Source organism: Acidocella aromatica (genome assembly GCF_014201825.1).
In the GTDB taxonomy this organism is placed as follows: Bacteria; Pseudomonadota; Alphaproteobacteria; order Acetobacterales; family Acetobacteraceae; genus Acidocella; species Acidocella aromatica.
Map to the genome: position 1 here is coordinate 63,453 of NZ_JACHFJ010000002.1, position 19,886 is coordinate 83,338.

The 19,886-nt window shown below is 62.7% G+C and carries 20 protein-coding genes and 2 tRNA genes; 19 read left to right on the forward strand and 3 right to left on the reverse strand.

Going from position 1 to position 19,886, the window contains the following annotated elements:
- Positions 1 to 9 precede the first annotated feature (9 nt).
- The 7 genes from HNP71_RS14170 to HNP71_RS02840 all read left to right on the forward strand — a co-directional run bounded on the left by HNP71_RS14170 (position 10) and on the right by HNP71_RS02840 (position 5,725).
- Positions 10 to 780 carry an OmpH family outer membrane protein gene (locus HNP71_RS14170; RefSeq protein ID WP_183265343.1) on the forward strand — a complete coding sequence of 257 codons (771 nt, stop codon included), beginning with the start codon at positions 10 to 12 and terminating at the stop codon, positions 778 to 780.
- Positions 781 to 789: 9 nt separating this feature from the next.
- Positions 790 to 1,842 carry a UDP-3-O-(3-hydroxymyristoyl)glucosamine N-acyltransferase gene (gene lpxD / locus HNP71_RS02815; protein ID WP_183265344.1) on the forward strand — a complete coding sequence of 351 codons (1,053 nt, stop codon included), beginning with the start codon at positions 790 to 792 and terminating at the stop codon, positions 1,840 to 1,842.
- Positions 1,842 to 2,333 (forward strand): 3-hydroxyacyl-ACP dehydratase FabZ, encoded by a 492-nt coding sequence (gene fabZ, locus HNP71_RS02820; protein WP_183265345.1) that lies wholly within the window; start codon positions 1,842 to 1,844, stop codon positions 2,331 to 2,333. Before lpxD ends, fabZ begins: the two co-directional genes overlap by 1 nt.
- Positions 2,334 to 2,454: 121 nt before the next feature.
- Positions 2,455 to 3,270, forward strand: coding sequence for an acyl-ACP--UDP-N-acetylglucosamine O-acyltransferase (gene lpxA / locus HNP71_RS02825; protein WP_183265346.1), 816 nt, complete (start codon positions 2,455 to 2,457; stop codon positions 3,268 to 3,270).
- The gene (locus tag HNP71_RS02830; RefSeq protein WP_183265347.1) at positions 3,271 to 4,089 is read left to right on the forward strand and encodes a UDP-2,3-diacylglucosamine diphosphatase LpxI domain-containing protein; all 819 of its coding nucleotides are present in this window, start codon (positions 3,271 to 3,273) and stop codon (positions 4,087 to 4,089) included.
- A gap of 27 nt (positions 4,090 to 4,116) precedes the next feature.
- Positions 4,117 to 4,515 carry a lactoylglutathione lyase gene (gene gloA, locus HNP71_RS02835; protein ID WP_183265348.1) on the forward strand — a complete coding sequence of 133 codons (399 nt, stop codon included), beginning with the start codon at positions 4,117 to 4,119 and terminating at the stop codon, positions 4,513 to 4,515.
- Position 4,516: 1 nt separating this feature from the next.
- Positions 4,517 to 5,725, forward strand: coding sequence for a sulfotransferase family protein (locus HNP71_RS02840; RefSeq protein WP_183265349.1), 1,209 nt, complete (start codon positions 4,517 to 4,519; stop codon positions 5,723 to 5,725).
- Between the two features lie 150 nt (positions 5,726 to 5,875).
- Here the strand turns inward: HNP71_RS02840 and HNP71_RS02845 are convergent.
- Positions 5,876 to 5,951: transfer RNA gene (locus HNP71_RS02845), tRNA-Asn, on the reverse strand.
- Between the two features lie 97 nt (positions 5,952 to 6,048).
- On the opposite strand from HNP71_RS02845, the gene HNP71_RS02850 reads away from it, so the two are divergent.
- The 6 genes from HNP71_RS02850 to HNP71_RS02875 all read left to right on the forward strand — a co-directional run bounded on the left by HNP71_RS02850 (position 6,049) and on the right by HNP71_RS02875 (position 10,317).
- Positions 6,049 to 6,135: transfer RNA gene (locus HNP71_RS02850), tRNA-Leu, on the forward strand.
- A gap of 112 nt (positions 6,136 to 6,247) precedes the next feature.
- Positions 6,248 to 6,445: a Flp family type IVb pilin gene (locus HNP71_RS02855; RefSeq protein ID WP_183265350.1), complete on the forward strand. Its 198-nt coding sequence runs from the start codon at positions 6,248 to 6,250 to the stop codon at positions 6,443 to 6,445.
- A 753-nt stretch (positions 6,446 to 7,198) separates the two neighbouring features.
- Positions 7,199 to 7,705, forward strand: coding sequence for a prepilin peptidase (locus HNP71_RS02860; protein WP_183265351.1), 507 nt, complete (start codon positions 7,199 to 7,201; stop codon positions 7,703 to 7,705).
- 7 nt (positions 7,706 to 7,712) lie between these two features.
- A complete protein-coding gene (gene cpaB, locus HNP71_RS02865; protein WP_183265352.1) occupies positions 7,713 to 8,549 on the forward strand; it encodes a Flp pilus assembly protein CpaB in 837 nt (278 codons plus the stop codon).
- Positions 8,549 to 10,003 carry a type II and III secretion system protein family protein gene (locus HNP71_RS02870; protein WP_183265353.1) on the forward strand — a complete coding sequence of 485 codons (1,455 nt, stop codon included), beginning with the start codon at positions 8,549 to 8,551 and terminating at the stop codon, positions 10,001 to 10,003. Before cpaB ends, HNP71_RS02870 begins: the two co-directional genes overlap by 1 nt.
- Positions 10,000 to 10,317 carry a hypothetical protein gene (locus tag HNP71_RS02875; protein ID WP_183265354.1) on the forward strand — a complete coding sequence of 106 codons (318 nt, stop codon included), beginning with the start codon at positions 10,000 to 10,002 and terminating at the stop codon, positions 10,315 to 10,317. The genes HNP71_RS02870 and HNP71_RS02875 overlap by 4 nt, the downstream gene beginning before the upstream one ends.
- On the opposite strand, the gene HNP71_RS02880 is transcribed toward HNP71_RS02875, so the two are convergent.
- Positions 10,301 to 10,942, reverse strand: coding sequence for a hypothetical protein (locus HNP71_RS02880; RefSeq protein WP_183265355.1), 642 nt, complete (start codon positions 10,940 to 10,942; stop codon positions 10,301 to 10,303). The two genes, HNP71_RS02875 and HNP71_RS02880, sit on opposite strands and share 17 nt — an antisense overlap.
- 52 nt (positions 10,943 to 10,994) lie before the next feature.
- On the opposite strand from HNP71_RS02880, the gene HNP71_RS02885 reads away from it, so the two are divergent.
- From HNP71_RS02885 to HNP71_RS02905, 5 genes are read left to right on the forward strand one after another with little or no spacing between them, the layout of a single operon-like run.
- Positions 10,995 to 11,621 carry an AAA family ATPase gene (locus HNP71_RS02885; RefSeq protein WP_183265356.1) on the forward strand — a complete coding sequence of 209 codons (627 nt, stop codon included), beginning with the start codon at positions 10,995 to 10,997 and terminating at the stop codon, positions 11,619 to 11,621.
- Between the two features lie 6 nt (positions 11,622 to 11,627).
- Positions 11,628 to 13,034 (forward strand): CpaF family protein, encoded by a 1,407-nt coding sequence (locus HNP71_RS02890; protein ID WP_183265357.1) that lies wholly within the window; start codon positions 11,628 to 11,630, stop codon positions 13,032 to 13,034.
- Positions 13,031 to 14,020, forward strand: a complete 990-nt coding sequence (locus tag HNP71_RS02895) for a type II secretion system F family protein (RefSeq protein WP_183265358.1) — start codon at positions 13,031 to 13,033, stop codon at positions 14,018 to 14,020. The genes HNP71_RS02890 and HNP71_RS02895 overlap by 4 nt, the downstream gene beginning before the upstream one ends.
- A complete protein-coding gene (locus tag HNP71_RS02900; protein WP_183265359.1) occupies positions 14,007 to 14,960 on the forward strand; it encodes a type II secretion system F family protein in 954 nt (317 codons plus the stop codon). Before HNP71_RS02895 ends, HNP71_RS02900 begins: the two co-directional genes overlap by 14 nt.
- 9 nt (positions 14,961 to 14,969) lie before the next feature.
- Positions 14,970 to 16,340, forward strand: coding sequence for an SPOR domain-containing protein (locus tag HNP71_RS02905; protein WP_183265360.1), 1,371 nt, complete (start codon positions 14,970 to 14,972; stop codon positions 16,338 to 16,340).
- A 61-nt stretch (positions 16,341 to 16,401) separates the two neighbouring features.
- Here HNP71_RS02905 and gltX read toward each other — a convergent pair whose 3' ends face one another.
- Entirely contained in the window at positions 16,402 to 17,796 is a 1,395-nt protein-coding gene (gene gltX / locus HNP71_RS02910; protein ID WP_183265361.1) for a glutamate--tRNA ligase, read from the reverse strand.
- A 79-nt stretch (positions 17,797 to 17,875) separates the two neighbouring features.
- Here gltX and HNP71_RS02915 point away from each other — a divergent pair, with 79 nt between their 5' ends.
- The gene (locus HNP71_RS02915; protein WP_183265362.1) at positions 17,876 to 19,879 is read left to right on the forward strand and encodes a ComEC/Rec2 family competence protein; all 2,004 of its coding nucleotides are present in this window, start codon (positions 17,876 to 17,878) and stop codon (positions 19,877 to 19,879) included.
- Positions 19,880 to 19,886 lie beyond the last annotated feature (7 nt).

Below are 19,886 nucleotides of genomic sequence, written 5' to 3' on the forward strand. Positions count from 1 at the left end.
GGTTTCTCCGTGTCACGTTTTTCCCGCTACTCCATCGTTCTGCCGTTCTTGACCTTCGGCATCGCCCCGGCGGCGCATGCGCAGTCGTCCTCGGGCTATTTCATCCCGCCCAGCGCCCAGCAGCAGAGCGCTCCGGCTGCGCCCGCGCCGAAGCCCGCCCCTGCGCCGCAGGTCCAGGCCGCGCAGCCCCAGCCGCAGCAGCCGCAAGTGCCCAACCTGCCGGCCCTGCCGCCCGAGCCCGCGCCGCCGACGGCCGTGATCGGCGTGCTCTCCGTGCCGGAAGTGATGCAGAAATCCACCGCCGCCCAGGGCGTGCAGGCCGAAATCCAGAAGCGTCAGGCCGAGCTCGGCAAGGAAGCCCAGGCGGCCCGCACCAAGATCGAAGCCGAGCAGCAGGCCATTCTGGCGCAGCGCGGCAAGGTTTCCGACGCTCAGCTCGAAGCCAAGGAGCAGGCGCTGCGTGATGAGATCGCTGCCACGCAGACCAAGTTCCAGCAGAAGAACCAAGCCATCCAGAACTCCGGCCAGCAGGCGCTGGGGCAGGTTGAGGCTGAGCTGATCGCCATCATTCGCCAGGAGGCTCAGGCTCATGGCATGAACCTGATCTTGCATCGTGAGCAGGTGGCGCTGAACGTCGCCGCCTTCGACATCACCGGCGAGGCCGCCGCCGAGCTGAACAAGCTGCTGCCCAGCGTGAAGGTGCCGCCCTCCGTCGTGACCCCCGGCATGGCCGTGAACCCGCCGGACCAGGGCCCCGACGGGCAAGGCTTCGGCCAGTAAGGCGGATAGATGCAGGAGAGCGCCAAACCCGGTGACGCCCGCTTCTTCCGGCGCACCGGGCCGCACAGCCTTGGCAGGATCGCGGAACTGCTCGGCGTGCAAGCCGCCGAGCCGGAGCGGTTGATCCACGGCGTGGCCCCGCTGCAAAGCGCGGGGCCCGAGGATGTCAGCTTCCTCGATAACCGCCGCTATGCCGGGCTGCTTGCCGCTACCAAGGCGGGGGCGGTGATCCTGCATCCCGATTTCGCGGATAAGGTGCCCCAGGGCTGCGTCGCGCTCATCACGCCCGAGCCTTATGTCGGCTGGGCCAAAGTCTCGGCGCTGTTTTTCCCGTTCCCGGAGGCTACGCCCGGGCAGCATCCCTCCGCGATCGTCGATCCTTCAGCAATTATCGACCCCACTGCCGAGATCGGCCCTGGAGCTGTGATTTCGGCCGGGGCGGAGGTTGGCGCGGGGAGCAGCATTGGCGCGCTGGCTTATGTCGGGCCGGGCGTGGTGGTGGGCAGGAATTGCCGTATCCACCCGCAGGTTACCATTTCTCACGCCATTCTGGGCGACCGCGTGGTGCTGTATCCGGGAGCGCGCATCGGGCAGGATGGGTTCGGTTTCGCCATTTCGAAGACTGGCTTCACGCCTGTGCCGCAGCTGGGCCGCGTGATTATTGGCGATGGAGCCGAAATCGGGGCCAATTCCACCATCGACCGCGGCTCCGCCCAGGATACGGTGATCGGTCCGGGCGTGCATGTCGATAACCTCGTGCAGCTTGGCCATAACGTGAATGTTGGCGCGAATTCGGTGATCGTGGCGCAGGCCGGCGTCTCCGGCTCCACGCAGATCGGCCCGGGGGTGATGATCGCGGCTCAGGCGGGACTGACCGGGCATCTGACCATTGGTGCCGGGGCGCGCATCGGCGCGCAGTCGGGCGTGATGCAGGACGTGCCGGCGGGCGAGGAGGTGCTCGGCGCACCGGCCCAGAACGCGAAGGCATTTTTCCGCGAGGTGCTGACCTTGCGTAAACTGGCGCAGAATGCGCGCAAAGGACCCAAGACAGGAACTGAATGATGACTAACGAGACCCAGGACCAGCTTCCGGCGGTGGATGTGCCGCTGATCGAGACCAAGCAGATCCTGACGATGATCCCGCACCGCTACCCGTTCCTGCTGGTGGACCGGGTGATCGACGTGCGCAAGGATCACTCCGCCACCGGTGTGAAGAACGTGTCGATGAACGAGCCGTTCTTTCAGGGCCATTTCCCCGGCCATCCGGTGATGCCGGGCGTGCTGATCGTGGAGAGCATGGCGCAGACCGCCGCCGTGCTGGTGATTTCCACCCTTGGGCCCGAGGCCGGGATCCCGGTGGTGTATTTCATGTCCATCGAGAACGCGAAGTTCCGCAAACCGGTCACGCCGGGCGATGTGCTGCACCTTACCCTCACCAAGGACCGCCGCCGTGGCCAGGTTTGGCGTTTCAGCGGTGTTGCCCGCGTCGATGGCGTGGTGGTGGCGGAAGCTTCCATAACGGCCATGATCATGGACCAGGTGAAGCCAGTTTAAGGTTTACAATCAAAGGCTTCCGGAGAAATATCCGGTAACAATGATTGACTTGGCCGCGCTGCCCCCGCCGCGTAGAGCGGAGGCAGACGAATAAGCAGGGCCGGCAGAGACAATGGACAATATGGCGCAGACTGAAATCCACCCCACCGCCGTTATCTCGCCCGGGGCGGAGTTGGGGCAGGGAGTGAAGATCGGCCCATTCTGCACCATCGGCCCCCATGTGGTGCTGGAGGACGGCGTTACCCTGGTCTCGCATGTCGCCGTCGATGGTCGCACGCGGCTGGGGGCGGGGGTTAAGCTGTTCCCCTTCTGCACCGTGGGACTGGAGCCGCAGGACCTGAAATACAAGGGCGAGGACACCGAGACGGTGATCGGCCCGCGCACGCAGATCCGCGAGCACGCCTCCATCCATCGTGGCACCGTCACCGGCACCGGCGTTACCAAGATTGGCGCGGACTGCCTGCTGATGGCGACTGTCCATGTGGCGCATGATTGCGTGCTGGGCGATGGTGTTATCATCTCCAACAACGTGGCGCTGGGCGGGCATGTCGAGATCGGCGACCGCGCCGTGATCGGCGGCAATGCGGCGGCGCTGCAATTCGTGCGTATCGGCGCGGGGGCGATGATCGGCGGGCTGACTGGGGTCACTCGCGATATCATCCCTTATGCCCGCGTGTTTGGTACCCGCGCCGAACTGCTGGGGCTGAACCTGATCGGACTGCGCCGCCGGGGGCTGGACAAGGCCCAGGTGCAGGCCATCAACGCCGCCTATAAATTCCTGTTCACCGGCCCCGGTGTGTTCGCCGAGCGCGTGGCCCAGGCCCGCGAGGCTTTTGCCGACCAGCCTTATGTGCAGGAGATTCTCGCCTTCATCGCCACCCCCTCGAAGCACGGTATTCTTACCAATGTGGCCGGTGCGGGCGATGATGAGGGCTGAGTGAGCACGCCGCTCGGGATCATCGCGGGCGGCGGGCCGCTGCCGGGGCAGGTGGCCGAGGCGGCGCAGGCGGCCGGGCGATCTGTGTTCATTGCTGGTATTGAAGGCTATGCCGAGCAGGATGTGCTGCGGCCCTTCGCGCATAAATTCTTTCGTTTGGGCGCCATCGGCGCCATGATTCGCGCCTTCCGTGAGAAGGGCTGCACCGATCTGGTGATGATCGGGCCGGTGAAACGTCCTTCCTTCCTCTCCCTACGCCCGGATGCCGAGGGAGCGCGGCTGCTTGCGCGCGTTGGCAAGGCGGCATTCTTGGGCGATGATGGGCTGCTCGCCGCCATTGTCCGCGTGCTCTCGGATGAGGGGTTTCGCGTGCTCGGCGCGCACGAAATCATGACCGACGTTTTGGCGCCTGAGGGGCAGCTGACCAAAGCCGCGCCAGATGCGTCCGCCATGGCGGACATTGCCCGCGGCGTATCGGTGCTGAAGCTCATCGGCGCTGCCGATGTCGGTCAGGCCTGCGTGGTGCAGCAGGGCATTGTGCTCGCGGTGGAGACCGTGGAGGGCACGGATGCCATGCTTTCCCGCATACCAGCCGTGACACGGCCGGGTCCGGCCGGGGTGTTGGTAAAGCTCGCCAAGCCAGGGCAAGAGCGCCGGGCAGACCTGCCAACCATTGGTCCCGCCACGATTCGTCATGCACGGCAAGCAGGGCTGTGCGGTATTGCCTTCGAAGCGGGCGGTACGATTCTGGCTGATAAAATGTTAACGATTGCGTTGGCGGAGCAAGAGGGGTTTTTTCTTCTCGGCGTTCATCCTTAAATGGGGATAGGACAAGGAGGCTGATATATGAGCGATTTTTCTTATCTGCATACCATGCTTCGGGTCGGAAACCTGGAGCGGAGCATTGCCTTCTACACGAAGCTGCTTGGGATGAAGGAACTGCGCCGCGCTGATTTCCCGGACGGCAAGTTCACGCTTGTTTTCCTTGGCTATGGCGGCGAGGACACCCACACCGTGCTGGAACTCACCTACAATTATGGTGTCGAGCATTACGAGCAGGGCACGGCCTTCGGGCATCTGGCTCTGGGCGTGCCGGATATTTACGCCACCTGCGAGAAGCTGCGCGCCTCAGGCGCCAAGATCACCCGCGAGCCCGGCCCGATGAAATTCGGGACCACTGTCATTGCTTTCATCGAGGATCCGGATGGCTACAAGATTGAGCTGATCGAACGTAGGCCCGCATAAAATGCTCTCATTCGCCCAGCTCCTGGCCAAGACGATCCACTTTGCCGATAAGGTCGTTCCCTCATCTTGCCTGCCCTCTACCGAACCTGAGACGCTGATCGCCGCTGCGCGTGCCAATCCTTCCCCGGCCTCCCGCGAAGGGCTGAAGCAGTTGATGGCCTCGATCGGGGGGGAATCGGATCTCTGCCTGTTCGGCAAACTCTCGCTCCGCTGGGATATGATCCGCTTGCTCAAGAACGCGCAGATGATCGAGGATGCCCACCGCACGAATCCGGCGCTGGGTGCTGCACCAGTCAAGGCGCCGCTGTTCATCCTGGGCCTGCCGCGCTCCGGCACAACCTTCCTGCACAGCCTAATGGCCGAGGACGGGCAGATCTTGGTGCCGCGCAACTGGCAGACCATGTTCCCGGCGCCGCGCCCGGCCGGGTTCGACCCTGCCAGGGATAAGCGCGTGCGCGCAGTGAACCGGCAGTTGCAGCTTTTTGCCGGTCTGGCGCCGGGGTTCCGGGAAATGCACCCGATCACCGCCGACAGCCCGCAGGAGTGCAGCGAGATCACTTCGCATGTGTTCCAGAGCCTGCGCTTCGATTCGACGCACCGGGTGCCTTCCTATTTTAATTGGCTGGAGGCGCACGGACATGACGATGCCTTCCGCTTCCACAAGCAATTCCTGCAATTCCTGCAGAATGGCATGCCGGGGCGCTGGGTGCTGAAATGCCCGGATCATACCTTCACCCTCGATTCGATCCTGAAGATTTATCCGGACGCCCGATTCGTCATCGTGCATCGTGACCCGATCGCCGTGCTCGGCTCAGTCGCGCATCTCACCGAGGTGCTGCGCCGGCCCTTCCTGAATAATATCGACGCTGGTGAGATCGGCGCGCAGGTGGCGGCCCGCTGGACCCAGGGGGCGAATCTGCTGCTGGCCTTCGACCAGCGTGCCGATGTGCCGCCCGAGCGGAAGTTCCATCTGCACTATGAGGAACTGGTGGCGGCTCCGCTGGCGGCCATTACGCGAATTTACGCGCATTTCGACATGCCCCTAGGCGGCGAGGCTTTGGCGGCCATGTCTCGGCAATGTGAGGCACGCCCACGCGGCGGCTATGGCAAGCATGCCCCGTACCGGCTGGAGAATTTCAAGCTCAATAGGCCGGCGTTGCAGGCTGCTTTTGCGCCCTATGTGCAGCAATACTGCCAAGCGCCGCGGTAGTGAACGGCGCCGCCCAAGGGCGGCGTCACTCCAAAAACAGACTTGTCTCGAACACGGCATATGGCCGCGTGGAGTGCGTGCATGGCACTAACACAGTTACTCTCCCGCAAGGTGGAGTGTTCTGGTTAAAGTCATAATTTTTAAGGAAAGTGGCTCCCGAAGTAGGACTCGAACCTACGACCGAGCGATTAACAGTCGCTTGCTCTACCAACTGAGCTATTCGGGAACGGTTGGTGGACGCGCTATACATAATGATGATGAACCGCGTCAACCCCACCCCAGTTGATTTCGCTGCGCAGCTCCCTTACACACTGAAACCGTCAGCGGGCGTGGTGGAACTGGTAGACGCGCCGGACTCAAAATCCGGTTCTGGCAACAGAGTGTCGGTTCGATTCCGACCGCCCGCACCAAGATCTTCCTGCACAACTTTCTGTGAACAGTCTTTCGGCAGTAGCACGATTGCCGTAGAGCGTTACATTTAGAGTTGTCCACATGTGCAAAGGGCAAACGTCAGGGGGGATTATGCTCGTGTCGAATGTTTGCCGGACCTTCGCCTCGGGGGGATGGAGTCTTGGAAAATTTCGCAAGGACCGGCGCGCAGTGACCGCGATAGAGTATGCTCTAATTGCGGTTATTATCGTGGTCGCGATGCTGGGAGGATTATCCATCATTGGCGGCAACCTCGCGGTCACATTCAACCAAGTTTCGTCGGAACTTTAAGGCCGCCCCCGTTGCCCGGAGAGGTATGCTCGGCGACGCTGAATGACGGCCAAGTCGGCTATATTTAATTACTTTTAGGGAAATCCGGTTGCTGTCCCGGGGCGTGTCGGGGCGCATAATTTTTTGATAAAACAATGGATTGCTGAAATTTTCGGTGAAAATATCCGGGCGGTTGGCGGGTTGCTCTCCGGAACAATATAAGTAAAAATGTTAATTTAATTTCATCAATTTGTAGAGGGCAGATTCCCTGTCGCATTCTTTTGGCGTGTTTTGTTAGGAACTTGCCGTGGTTTTCTAACCTTGTTCGCGCTGTTCTGGTTCAAGAGTTCGCCAGTGACGGCCGTGCTATCGCGGCGATTGCATGCGCCCTGGGTGAGGCGCTGGTTGCCGCGATGATCAGCAGCGGGGTCGCCTTGCCCGGCTTCAAAGACTCCAGTAGCTTCAATAGCGTAGCATCAGGACTATAAGGAGGGCGCTGCCATATCCGTGGTTGCCGAAAGGTGGCTATCGGGGAGTGGCGGCGGCTTGTTGTTGGCTGAAAGCGGTGCCGTGTTAGGCGGCAACGTTTGGACTGTGTGCCTTGTTGTTGGTTTTTTGTTAAAAAGGGCGTTTTGGCGCGGTTTGAGGCAAAAGATTGCAAGACTTTAAAGCTTCGGTGCGCTATTGTGTTGACATTGCAATACTTCCGTCACTTCGTCTGGCGGCAGGGAGACTTAAAATAATCATGCGTCGGCTTGTTTGGCGGGGGTTGGCGTGAGCGCAGGGTTGGTCATTCCAGCGCTCTTGTTGTTGGTTTATGCGGCTTTACATGACCTGGCGGTGAGAACGGTGCCGAATTGGCTGCCTGTTGCCCTGCTGGCATTAGGCGTTTGCGCTCGCCTGTTAGACCATTCCCTTCTGGCGGCTTTTTGTGTGGCTGCTGTTGCCTTCGTATTTCTGTTCGTCATCTGGGTTGCCGGTGTGATGGGAGGCGGGGACGTCAAACTCTGGGCGGCCACGGTGTTGCTTATCCCGCCAGCGGTAGCCACTGAACTTTCGTTTTTTCTCGACATCCTCCTCTTTGGCGGCGCCCTGGCCCTGATTTACCTCGCCTTGTCGTTCGTGGTGCCGAAACCCAAAGGCTTGCGTACCGGCGGGCGGCTGCGGCGTTTCCTCCGCGCCGAGATGTGGCGGATAGGCCGCCGCGCACCCTTACCGTATGCCTGCGCCATCGCCGGTGGCGCCATTGTTGCAATCCTGCCCCACCAGTTACAGCCTTAGGTAGAGAATGGTTTTCCGTCTTGGCATTTTTGGTGTTCTCATCGCCGCGTTGATCGCGGTAATGGTATTCGCTTATTCGCTTCTCAATCAGTCGAAACATCAAGTGGAGCAAGCCGTACCGGTGCCGCAGACGGAACAGATCCTCGTCGCTGCACAGCCGTTGCCGGCGGGGAGTCTGCTGCAACCTTCCCAGGTTGCCTCTGCCACGATACCGGTTACCGGTGCACCGTCTGACGTGTTGATCGACACGCCACAGAACCGAGCGAGCCTCACCGGCTCTATGGTCCGTACCGCGCTATCCCAAGGTGCGCCGCTTCTGAATAGTCAGGTCATCCATCCCGGCGATCACGGCTTCCTTGCTGCGGTGCTGGCTCCGGGAATGCGGGCTGTCACGGTGGCTGTGGATAATGTCACGGGGGCAAACGGTCTAATCTGGCCGGGTGACAACGTCGATGTGCTGCTGACCCAATCCGTCTCTGGTGTGTCGGATGCCAAGAGCATCGCCGCCGAAGTGGTGTTGAGTAATGTCCGTGTCATTGCCTCGGGGGCGCAGGTGGTGAAAGATGCCAGCACAGCCAATAATTCCGTACAAACAGTGACGCTGGAAGTTACTCCGGAGCAGGCTTCGCGCTGCCTCGTGGCGATCAATCTAGGCAAGTTGTCCCTGATCGTACATTCCGCAGAAACGGCGCCAGCCGGAGCGGAGCAGGCGCAATCCGCGCCGCAGCAGCCGGTCTGGGCGGGCGATGTGTCGCCGGCTTTGGCCGCCACGCAGCCGCAAGTGCCTGCGGTCTCGACTGTTAACGTTATTTCCTCCGGCGCGACAGGGGAGTTTAAGTTCTGATGCGCAGCTTGAAGCATTTCGCGGGTGCGTGGCTCGCTGTCGCTGCGGGGCTTGGTGGTTCCGCTTCCTTCGCGTTCGCCCAGAGCCAGCCTGCCGATACGAGCGGTGCGGCAGTTGCTCCCGCCAGCACTCAGGTGCCAGTTCCGCCGGCCTATTACGGGGCAATCGCACTCGATAAAGGTAAGGGCAGGTTGGTGAAACTGCCGCGCGCGGTTGCTAATCTGTTCGTGGCCGATGATTCCATTGCCTCGGTGCGGCCGGCTAGCCCGGGGGTGATGTTTGTGTTCGGCAAGGCGCCTGGGACCACCGACGTGGTGGCGACTGATCAAGATGGCAACCGCATCGCCCAGTATTCGGTCACGGTGAACCCGTCGAATTACCAGGGGCAGCGGCTGCAATCGCAATCCCAGGCAATCGCACCTGGCAATGGCGTGACCGCCGAGAGCGAGCCAGGCGGCATGGTGGTTCGCGGCACGGTGAACACGCCGGAGGAGGCCGACAATGTCATCAACCAGGCCAAGGTGATTTCGGGTGGCAATGTCACCAACGACCTGACGGTAAACGAGCCTGTCCAGGTCGAACTGAAGGTCCGTATCGCCTCGATGCAGCGCAACGTCACACGTGAGTTGGGCATCGACTGGAGTAGTGTCGGTAGCAGTGCCATTAAAATCGGCAAATTTTCTCTGACGGGCGGAACCGCTTCCGCGGCGCAGTCCCTGTCATCTCTCACCCAGGGCGGGGTTGGCCTCACTTGGCCCGGCGGCACCTTTGAAGGTGTGATCGATGCGCTGGCCACGGATAACCTCGCTCATGTGTTGGCGGAGCCAACGCTAACCACATTGTCCGGCACGCAGGCTAATTTCCAGGTTGGTGGGCAGTTCCCGATTCCAACAGCCTCGGGGAGCAATGGCACTGTGACGGTGAGCTACAAGAATTACGGTGTGTTGCTGAGCTTCATTCCGACCGTTTTGTCCGATGGCCGCATTGCATTGCAGGTTGCTCCGCAGTTTAGCGAAATCAACGCTGCCAACTCTTCGAGCGTCAGTACGGGTGGAACAAGCTCGAGTGGCCAGAGTGAAACTTTCAACGTCCCGTCTCTTACCATGACCTCTGCATCCAGCACCGTAATTCTGGGTAGTGGTCAAGGCATGGCGATCGCCGGTTTGTTGGAGGACACCACGAACCAAGTCGATAATGGCGTGCCTGGCTTAAGCGAAATGCCGCTGCTCGGCGCTCTGTTCCGTGGTGATGCATTCCAGCGCGTGCAGCAGGAGCTGGTAATTACCGTGACGCCGTATCTCGTGAACCCCGTAAATACGCCTTCGACCATCGCTTCGCCCGACGATGGCTGGACGCCGCCGAATGATTTGCAGCGTGTCTTGGAACTGCGTGATAACGGCACAAACACGGTGGCTGCCAAGATCCCTGGCGATGCCGGCTTCATGGTCCAATGATGGAGACGATGCGCATGCGCTCCGCCCTGTTCTTTTCCTTCTGTGTCATGGTGCTGACGCTTAGCGGCTGCACCGGTGCATTCGATCCGTTTCAACGTCCGGGCAATTGGTCGGCGACTGGCGCATCGAACGAGACAATCGCGCAGCAGGTGGCCGATAAGTCAGATCTGCTCTATGGCAAGTCCGAGCCGGGCAGTAACGGCGTTGCCGCGGTTGCCGGAGTGGAAAAGGCTATGACCAACGGCACCGCGACAGGCCTGCAAACAACTTTAGCCCCGACATCCTCGGCGGCCAGCATTAATGTCGGCCAATGAGCAGCAACCCGCATTCTCGGTGTAGAGGATAGGAGGATTTATGAGCCAGCAAGGTGCTCGTAACGTGCAGGGGGATGGCGATCTGGTCGGTCGGCCGGATCGCCTGACCGTTCTTGCCTTCCTGGGGGATCCCGCCACCGAGCAGGTGCTGCGCGACGGCCTGGGCGATCTTGTCGCCAATGGTATCGACATCCGCCGCGGCACTGTTCGCACGGCTGTTGCCGCCATGGCCAAGATGCAAACCCCCGAGGTGCTGATCGTCGATATTGCGGGCGAGGAGCAGCCTCTGCACGCACTCGGCGAACTCTCCGATGTGGTGGAGCCCGGCGTGCGCGTGCTCGTCATTGGCGATAACGACGACGTCGATTTCTACCGGCACATCACGCGCGGCATGGGCGTGATGGAGTATCTGTTCAAGCCCATCACGCGCGAGGCCGTGGCCCGGCATTTCGCGCCGCTCATTACGCGCAAGACCATGGGGCAGGACGCCACGCGCGGCGGGCGTGTCGTCGCTGTCATGGGCGCACGTGGAGGAGTGGGGGGCACCACCATCGCCGGCAACCTCGCCTGGCTGCTTGGTGTAATGGCCAAGCGCCATACTGTGTTCGTGGAATCGGATATCCATATGGGCTCCGGCAGCACTGCTGCTCGGCGCCAAGACCGGCCCTGGCTTGCGCATGGCGCTGGAAACCCCGGACCGTATCGACCCCCTCTTCGTCGAGCGCGCGGCGCAGCCGGTGGCGGAGCGTCTGCAGGTGCTGGCTTCGGAGGAGAAACTCACCGACCCGCTGCATTACGCTCCGGGGGCCGCACGGCGCCTGATAGAGGCGCTGCGTGTGCGCTACAACTTCATCATCATGGACGTGCCGTTCCTGCCGATGCCTTGTAACCGGGAGATGATCGAGTTCGCGCATCACCGCGTCATCGTCATGGACCCGTCTTTGGCCTCGGTACGTGACACACTGCGCCTGCTCAGCCTGCCGAATGGCCCCTGGCAGCCGCAAAGCCCCACCATCGTGCTCAACCGTCAGGGGCGCCCCGGCGGCCTAACGCGTAAGCAGATCGAGGAGGCGTTGAAGGTCAAGATCGACATCGTGATCCCGGATATTCCGAAGCAGCTGAATGAATCGGCCAGCTTCGGCGAGCCGGCGATCGCGACTCGCGGCCCGTTCCGTCAGGCGATCATCGACCTGTCCCGCGAGATCGGCTTCGTCGCCGCGCGCGAGGACGCGGTCATCGAGGGCTCCGCCCAGCTCACTTCTGTTGGCGGCATCTTCAAGATGCTCGGCTTTAGCAAGGGATAACGCCGCATGTCCGATGGCAGCCTACCCGTATTTGGCCGCCGGCGTACCGAGACACCAGAGCCGACCAACGCTGGAGGCGTTGTCAGGACTCCGGCGCCTAGTCCGGCTCCGGGTCTGGCCCAGGTAAGCGCTCCGCCCGCGGCCGGTCCCATTGCTGTCCGCGCTGAAATCACCGAGCTGCGCAATCTGTGCCTCGCGCGAATGGATGCGACGGCGGTAGCGTCGCTGCATCCTGACAGGCTGCTGATCGAGGTCGAGCGGCTGATCGCCGACCTCGCCACAGAAAAGCGCATGCAGCTGAACGGGCGTGAGCAGCGTAGCCTCGCCACCGAGCTGGTGGACGACATGCTCGGGCTCGGCCCGCTGGAGCCGTTGCTGCTCGATGAAAGCATCAACGACATCATGGTCAACGGTCCAGACCACACCTTCGTGGAACGCGGCGGCAAGCTGGTCCAGGTGCCGGTGCGCTTCCGCGACTGGACGCATCTGACCAATATCTGCCAGCGCATCGCCGCCTCCGTCGGCCGCCGCGTGGACGAAGCCAGTCCGATGTGCGACGCACGCCTCAAGGATGGTTCGCGCGTCAATATCATTCTCCCGCCGCTCTCCATCGACGGCCCGGCCATCTCGATCCGTAAATTCTCCAAGAAGCCGATCGACTTCGAAAAACTGATCCAGTTTGGCGCCATGACACCGCCCATCGCCCGCGTACTGGAAATCGCGGCGCGCACCCGCCTCAATATCATCGTCTCGGGCGGTACCGGTTCGGGCAAGACCACCATGATGAATGCGCTTTCGCGTTTCATCGACCCCGCCGAGCGTATCGTCACCATCGAGGACGCGGCGGAGTTGCAATTGCAACAGCCGCATGTGGTGCGCCTGGAAACCCGTCCGCCAAGCCTGGAAGGCAAGGGCGAGGTGACCGCGCGCGACCTTGTGCGTAACGCGCTGCGTATGCGTCCGGACCGTGTGATCATCGGCGAAACCCGTGGTGCCGAAGCTTTCGACATGCTGCAGGCGATGAACACGGGCCATGACGGCTCGATGTCCACGATTCACGCCAATAACACGCGCGACGCGCTCGCCCGTATCGAGAACATGGTGCAGATGTCGTCGATGGGCCTGACCTCGCGCGCCATCAAGATGCAGCTCTGCTCCGCCGTGAACCTCATCGTCCAGGTTGAGCGCCAACGCGACGGTGGCCGCCGTGTCACGCAGGTGACCGAGATTGCCGGCATGGAAGGCGAAACGACGTTGATGAACGATATCTTCAAGCTCGAGATCACGGGCGAGACAGCCAACGGTCGCCTGACCGGGCGCTACGAGGTCAGCCGCATCCGCTCAACCTTCCAGGAGCGGCTGCAATATTACGGTCTCGACCGCGCCTGGATGAACGCGCTGGACGAAGCATGACATCCTCGGATCTCCTTTTCCTCCTCACAGTCGGCGTCGTTCTTCTGGTCGCGATCGGCGCGACGGCGCTGATGATCGTGAAAGAGAACGAGCGCGTCGAGAAACTGAAGACGCGTCTGCAGGAAACGGTGGCGCCTTCAGCCAAGCCCACGAGCCAGGTGGAGGAGGATTTCTCCCTGGTGCGTACCGTCTCGCGCGTCGAGCAGCTAAAGTTGAAGGCCGCGGGCATAATCGGTGTAGACCTTAAGCAGGCCGAAACCTACCCGATCAAATGGTGGCTGGTGCCGTTTATCACGGCGGGGCTGACATGGTTCATCATGTTCATTGCCTCGCATCCGCTGGGGCATCACCTTGCCTTGTGGATTATTGTGAAATACGCCGGCACACCGGTTACCTGGTGGATGCTTACCGGCTTTGCCTTCAACTGGTTCACCAACCGGCGTAACGCGAAGCTGGTTGAGCAGTTCCCTGACGCACTGAACACCATCGTACGCTGCGTGCGTGTGGGTATTCCCATGGCGGAGGCCTTACGCACCGTGGCGAAGGACGCCATGGAGCCCACCAAGCTCGAATTCTCCATTCTGGCCGACAAGGTATCAATCGGCATTCCGCTCGATATCGCGCTGCGCGAATTGGGGGACCGCGTGAAGCTCACGGAATACCAGTTTTTTGCTACGGCGATCACGCTGCAGGCGCGCTCCGGCGGCGGTATCACGCAGACGCTGGAAACCCTCTCCGAGGTGATCCGCAAGCGTGTGGGGCTGAAGGCCCGCGGCTACGCGCTCACCGCCGAGGCCCGCACCAGCGCGATGATTCTCTCTGTCCTGCCTTTCGTGGCGGGTGGTGCGATCTTCGTGATGCAGCGCTCGTATATCATGTTGCTGTTTACCACCTCAGGCGGTCAGTCGGTGCTTGGCGCCGCCATCCTGCTGATGTGCATCGGCATGGGCATCATTCAGTTCATGATCAGCAATGTACTCAAATAACACCATCTTCGCCCTGCTGCTTCTGGTCGTGCTGTTTTTCGCGCTGCTGGCGGGGGTCGGTTTCATGCTGGCGCATGAGCTTGGCCGTAACGTCAAGCTGGAGAGGCGGCTGAACATTGTCGTCAACGGTGGCGAGGAAGAGCTGCCGGAACAAGGCAGGCCGCCCGGCACAATGCTGTTGCGGGTCATCTCCGCTTTCGGCATGGGAGTGGCCCGCAGTGGCTTGCTCTCGCGCAAGACGCTCGCAGAAATGACGGCGACGCTGGAAGGCGTGGGCTTCAAGGGCGGCAAGGGCCTTGGCCTGTTCATTGGCTCCAAGATCCTGCTGGTGCTGGTCAGCCCGATTATCACCTTCGTCGTGGCGCAGCACGCCATGCATCTTTCGGGGATGTGGTTGATTATCGCCACGGCCGGCGGGGCTGTGGGCGGCATGCTGTTGCCCGAGACCATCGCCACCAATATCCGCACCAAGCATCTGGAGAAGGTGGCCGCCGGAGTGCCGGACGCGCTCGACATGCTGGTGATCTGCGCCGACGCCGGGTTGGCGCTGGAAGCTGGCATCGCCCGTGTGGCGCAGGAGATTTCGACGCTCAATCCCGCGCTGGCGTCGGAGTTGCAGCAAACTTCGCACGAGTTGCAGATTGGCGCCGATATGCGCCATGCCATGGATAATTTGGGCGAACGCACCGGGCTGGAGACGCTGAAACGCCTGGCCACCACGCTGGCGCAATCGCTGCAATACGGTACGCCGCTTACCCAGGCGCTGCGCTCCCTTTCCGCCGAACTGCGCGCCGAGGCTCTGGTCAAGTTCGAGGAACGTGCCGGCCGCCTGCCAACGCTAATGACCATGCCGATGATCTTGTTCATCCTGCCCTGCGTGTTCCTTATCGTCGCGGGGCCGGCCATCATCAACGTCATGGCAACAATGCACGGACATTAAGAAGGTTTCATGAGCAAAATGCACCTGGCTGAAGCTGCCGTTTTTCGCCCGCGCAACAAAGTTGGCTTGGCCATGGCGTCGCTGGCCGCGGTTTTGTCGCTCTCCGCCTGCGCCCATAACCGGGGCCAGCAGGCGAATACCGCTGTGCCGAATGGCCAGATCGGCACGAGTACGCTGAACGTTGCCGATGCCGCGATTGCTGGCGGTAATCCGAACATGGCGCTCTCGGTGTCGCAGTCCGTCCTGGCTAATGACCCCAATAACGTGGATGCCCTGGTGCATGAGGGTGACGCTTATTACGCGCTGGATCGCTGTCCGGCGGCAATGGCGTCCTTCCAGCGGGCGCTGAAGAGAGATGCGCATGCCTCCCTGGCAGAGCTTGGGCTTGGCCGCTGCCTGCTGAGGACCGATCCGCATGCCGCCGAGCAGGCCTTCATGGCCGCGGTGCAGGACGATCCCGGCAATGCCAACGCATATAACGATCTGGGCATTGCGCGTGACCTGCAGGGCAATTTCGCTGGAGCGGTCGATCCGTACCAGCAGGCGCTGCAGAACAACCCGTCGCTCACCGCGGCGGAGGTCAATCTCGGCATGTCGCTGGCGCTGTCCGGCCACGGGCCGGAGGCGTTGCAATATCTCGGTCCGCTGGCCACGGGACAGGGGGCCACGGCCAAGATACGCGAGGATTATGCAGCCGCGCTGGTCGCCTCCGGGCGCGATGCCGAGGCGCGGCAGGTGCTCTCCGTGGACCTGCCGCCGGATCAGGTGAACCAGGCGATGGAAGGGTTTTCGTCGCTGATTTCCGCTTCCATCCAAAACCCTCCGCCCCCGCCGCCGCCCGCTCCGACGGTCTCCCAGGTGCAGACAGCCCCGGTTGCCGCGGCGCCGATCACCCCGGCAGCCCCAGTCAGCACGGCTCCGACACCGCTTACCCCGGCAGCAAGCGCCGATCCGGCACCTGTCGCGACCGCCGCGCCTGTCAGCACAGCACCGGCGAATGCCAATGCCGCCTATGTCGGTCCGTCGCCGATTCCTGGCGCGGTGTCCTCTTCCTCGGGTGGGGCAGAAACCGCGGCCGCTGCCCCGGTTGCCACGCCCGCTCCGGCGCCGGTTTCCGTACCGGCCACCGGTGGCGGCAATGCGGCCGTGCAGATTGCCTCGCTCAACTCGCAGGTGGCGGCACAGCGTCAGTGGAACAAGATCTCCAACGCCGAACCTGTGCTGTTCAACGGCAAATCACCGGACATCAGCCAGGCCGTCGTGCATGGGAAGACCTATTACCGGCTGCGCGTTACCGGTTTTGATAGCAAGCTGGCCGCGGCAAAGTTCTGTGCCGAACTCTCCGCCGCCGGTAGCGCCTGCACCGTCGCCAACTTCTAAAACTGGGGCATAAAAAAACCGCCCGTGAGAACGGGCGGTTTTTTGTTGGCTGCAGATTGGCTCAGGCGGTAAGGGCGCCGATCCGCTTGAGGCTTTCCTCCTTGCCCAGCGCGATCAGCGTGGCGTCGATGCCCGGGCTCATCGTGCTACCGGTCAGCGCGGCGCGCAGCGGTTGGGCCACTTGGCCAAGCTTGCGGCCCTCGGCCTCGGCAAAGCCGCGCAGGGCGGCGTCGATGGCCGCAGTCTCAAACGCCGTGTCGCGCAGCACCAGCAGCAGGCGGGCCAGCATCTCGCGGGTTTCCAGCGTCAGCAGCGCCTCGGCCTTGGGCTCGAAGGGCAGGGGCACTTCCCGCGCCAGGAAGGCGGCGGAGGCGGCCAGATCCTCCAGCGTCTTGGCGCGTTCCTTCAGCCCCGGCATCAGGGCGAGCAGGCGCTCCATCGCCGGAGCGTCCACGGTCAGGCCGGATTTCACCAGACGCTCCACCACCTCCTCGCGCAGGCGGGAATCGTCGGCCTGGCGCAGCCACATGCCGTTGAGGTGCGTCAGCTTGGCGTAATCCATGCGGCTGGCGGCGCGGCCGACACCTTCCAGCGTGAAGAGCTGGATCTGCTCGTCGCGGCTGAGGAACTCGGCATCGCCATGGCCCCAGCCCAGACGCAGCAGATAGTTGCACAGCGCCTCGGGCAGGAAGCCCTGCTCGCGGAATTCAAGAATGCTCACCGCGCCGTGGCGCTTGGAGAGCTTGGCGCCGTCGGCCCCGTGGATCAGCGGGATATGCGCGAAGGCAGGCTTCTCCCAGCCCATGGCGTCGTAGATCTGGATCTGGCGGAAGGTGTTGGTCAGGTGGTCGTCGCCACGGATGACATGGGTGATCGCCATGTCATGGTCGTCCACCACCACGGCGTGGAGATAGGTCGGCGTGCCGTCCGAGCGAAGGATGATCATGTCATCCATCTCGGCGTTCTTCACGCGCACTTCGCCCTGCACGAGGTCTTGCAGCACCACCTCGCCCTCGCGCGGGGCTTTCAGGCGGATGGCTGGGCGCACGCCCGCCGGAGCCTCGGAGGGATCGCGGTCGCGCCAGCGGCCATCGTAGCGCGGGGCGCGTTTCTCGGCGAGCGCCAGCTCGCGCATCGCGGTCAGCTCCTCCGGCGTGCAGTAGCATTTATAGGCCTTGCCCTGCTCCAGCAGCTGCATCGCCACTTCCACATGCCGGGCCTCGCGGGTGGTCTGGTACACGGGCGGGGCGTCCGAATGCAGGCCGAGCCAGTCCAGCCCGTCCAGGATCACCTGCACGGCTTCCTGGGTGGAGCGGGCGCGGTCCGTGTCCTCGATGCGGAGCACGAACTCGCCGCCATGGTGCCGGGCGAAGAGATAGTTGAAAAGCGCGGTGCGGGCGCCGCCGATATGCAGCAGCCCGGTCGGGGAGGGGGCAAAACGGGTACGGATCGTCATGGCTCCGCCTTACCCGTTTGCACCGCATTGTGCCAGCGCGGGCAAATGGTTAACGTCGGAATGCAACCGGAGATTGTTTGTGTTCGACGCTTTTGCACGCTGGGTGGAGGCCGAGCATGGCCGCTTCATGCTCCTGCTACCCATCGCCATGGGGGCGGCGATCCTGCTGTATTTCGCGCTGCCCGCCGAGCCGCCCTTGTGGCTGGGTTTCGCTGCGCTCGGGCTGAGTGTGGCGGCGCTGGCGGCGAGTTGGAGGCACCTTTATCTGCGCTTTCTGATGGCGCTGGCCGTGGCGGCCTCGCTTGGCTTTACCCGCGCCGAATGGCGCACCGCGCACGAGCCACCCCTCGCTTTTATCTCCACGGGCGTCATCAAGCTCTCGGGGAATATTGCGCGCATAGAATTGCTACCCACGGGCAAGCGGATCACGCTATCCGCCCCCAGCCTGGATGGCGGCGCGCCGCTGCCCCGTGCGGTGCGGATCAAGTTGCGCGCGGACGACCCCGTCCCGCTGCAAGCCGGCGATACCGTGCAGTGCTACGCCATGCTGTTCGGTCCGGACCGGCCGGCCTATCCGGGCGGGTGGGACCAGGGGCGGGACGATTTCTTCTCCGGTCTCAACGCCTATGGCTTCGCACTCAACCATCTCGCAATGCTCAACACCGCGCCGCCCAACCATCTCGCCGATGCGTTGCAAAACCTGCGCGCGGATATCGCCGCCACCATCATGGCGGTTCTGCCGGTGGAGACGGGGGCCATCGCGGTCACGCTGCTCACCGGCGATGAGCAGGCTATCCCGCCACAGGAACGGCAGAATTTCATTGAGGCTGGGCTGGCGCATATCCTTGCCGTGGCGGGGCTGCATGTGGGCATCATCATGGGGCTAGCCTTCACGGCTTCGCGCTATCTGCTCACGCGGAATGAGCGCATGGCCCTGCGCTGGCCCACCAAGTCCATCGCCACCACACTGGCGCTGCTGGCGGGGGCGGGGTACGCGGCGCTTACCGGCTCGCATCTGCCTATCCTGCGCAGCCTCGCCATGGCCAGCCTCGCCACGTTGGGCGTGTTCGTGGGGCGTCGGGCGGTCTCGCTGCGCGGGCTGGCGGTGGCGGCATTGGTGCTGATGCTGGCCACGCCGGAGACGGTAATGGGCACCAGCTTCCAGATGAGCTTTTCCGCCGTGCTGGCGCTTATTTCGGGCTATGCCGCCGTACAGCATATATTTAGCCGGTTCCATGCGAGTTCTTCGCGGCTGGGCAATGTGGTCATGCACGTCATCGGTCTTGCCTATACCAGCCTGCTGGCGGGCGGGGCCTCCATGCCGTTCGCGGCGTATCAGTTCCAGCAGATCCAGCCTTACTGGATCCCCGCCAACATCCTGGCCGTGCCCCTCACGGCGTTCTGGATCATGCCGCTCGGGCTGCTCGCCCTGGCCCTGATGCCGTTGCACGCGGCGGCGGTGGCGCTCGTCCCGATGGGATGGGGGATCGGGGTAATCGTCTGGATCACGGCGCACATCGCGCAATGGCCCGATGCCCTGATGCGCATCCAGCCGATGCCGCCAGCCTCGATTCTGGTTATCGCGGCGGGGCTGATCTGGCTGTGCATCTGGCGTTCCGCCCCGCGTCTGGCCGGAATTCCAGTGATGGCGCTGGGCGCGCTGCTGGCGCTGCTGGCTCGCCCGCCCGATGTGTTGGTCTCGCCCGATGCCAAGCTCATCGCCATTCGCTCTGGCACCAGGGTGCTGCTGACAATGCAGCATAAGCCCGACCGCTTTACCCTGGAGCAATGGGCGCCTGTCTGGGGGCAGACGCCGCTCACCCCGGCACACTGCAGTGCCAATGCCTGCCAAGTGGGGCAGGTGCTGTTCGCCGCCGTGTCACAAACAGGCTGTACCAGCGCGGCGCTGGTGGTTTCGCCCGTGCCCTTTACCGGCTGTGGCGGCGTTCAGGTCATCGACAGGGGCTTCGTGTACCGCAACGGTGCCACAGCCGCCTGGGTGAATGGCAGCAAGGTCACGCTGCGGACGGACCGGCAAATCCAAGGATTTCGCCCTTGGGTTGTGAAGTATCAACAACTATAAATTGTCA

Coding starts and splice junctions, on each gene's coding strand:
- lpxD (WP_183265344.1), top strand. CDS start 790: ATGCAGGAGAGCGCCAAACCCGGTGACGCCCGCTTCTTCCGGCGCACC.
- fabZ (WP_183265345.1), top strand. CDS start 1,842: ATGACTAACGAGACCCAGGACCAGCTTCCGGCGGTGGATGTGCCGCTG.
- lpxA (WP_183265346.1), top strand. CDS start 2,455: ATGGCGCAGACTGAAATCCACCCCACCGCCGTTATCTCGCCCGGGGCG.
- gloA (WP_183265348.1), top strand. CDS start 4,117: ATGAGCGATTTTTCTTATCTGCATACCATGCTTCGGGTCGGAAACCTG.
- HNP71_RS02840 (WP_183265349.1), top strand. CDS start 4,517: ATGCTCTCATTCGCCCAGCTCCTGGCCAAGACGATCCACTTTGCCGAT.
- HNP71_RS02855 (WP_183265350.1), top strand. CDS start 6,248: ATGCTCGTGTCGAATGTTTGCCGGACCTTCGCCTCGGGGGGATGGAGT.
- cpaB (WP_183265352.1), top strand. CDS start 7,713: ATGGTTTTCCGTCTTGGCATTTTTGGTGTTCTCATCGCCGCGTTGATC.
- HNP71_RS02870 (WP_183265353.1), top strand. CDS start 8,549: ATGCGCAGCTTGAAGCATTTCGCGGGTGCGTGGCTCGCTGTCGCTGCG.
- HNP71_RS02875 (WP_183265354.1), top strand. CDS start 10,000: ATGATGGAGACGATGCGCATGCGCTCCGCCCTGTTCTTTTCCTTCTGT.
- HNP71_RS02880 (WP_183265355.1), bottom strand. CDS start 10,942: ATGGATATCCGATTCCACGAACACAGTATGGCGCTTGGCCATTACACC.
- HNP71_RS02885 (WP_183265356.1), top strand. CDS start 10,995: ATGGCGCTGGAAACCCCGGACCGTATCGACCCCCTCTTCGTCGAGCGC.
- HNP71_RS02890 (WP_183265357.1), top strand. CDS start 11,628: ATGTCCGATGGCAGCCTACCCGTATTTGGCCGCCGGCGTACCGAGACA.
- HNP71_RS02895 (WP_183265358.1), top strand. CDS start 13,031: ATGACATCCTCGGATCTCCTTTTCCTCCTCACAGTCGGCGTCGTTCTT.
- HNP71_RS02900 (WP_183265359.1), top strand. CDS start 14,007: ATGTACTCAAATAACACCATCTTCGCCCTGCTGCTTCTGGTCGTGCTG.
- HNP71_RS02905 (WP_183265360.1), top strand. CDS start 14,970: ATGAGCAAAATGCACCTGGCTGAAGCTGCCGTTTTTCGCCCGCGCAAC.
- gltX (WP_183265361.1), bottom strand. CDS start 17,796: ATGACGATCCGTACCCGTTTTGCCCCCTCCCCGACCGGGCTGCTGCAT.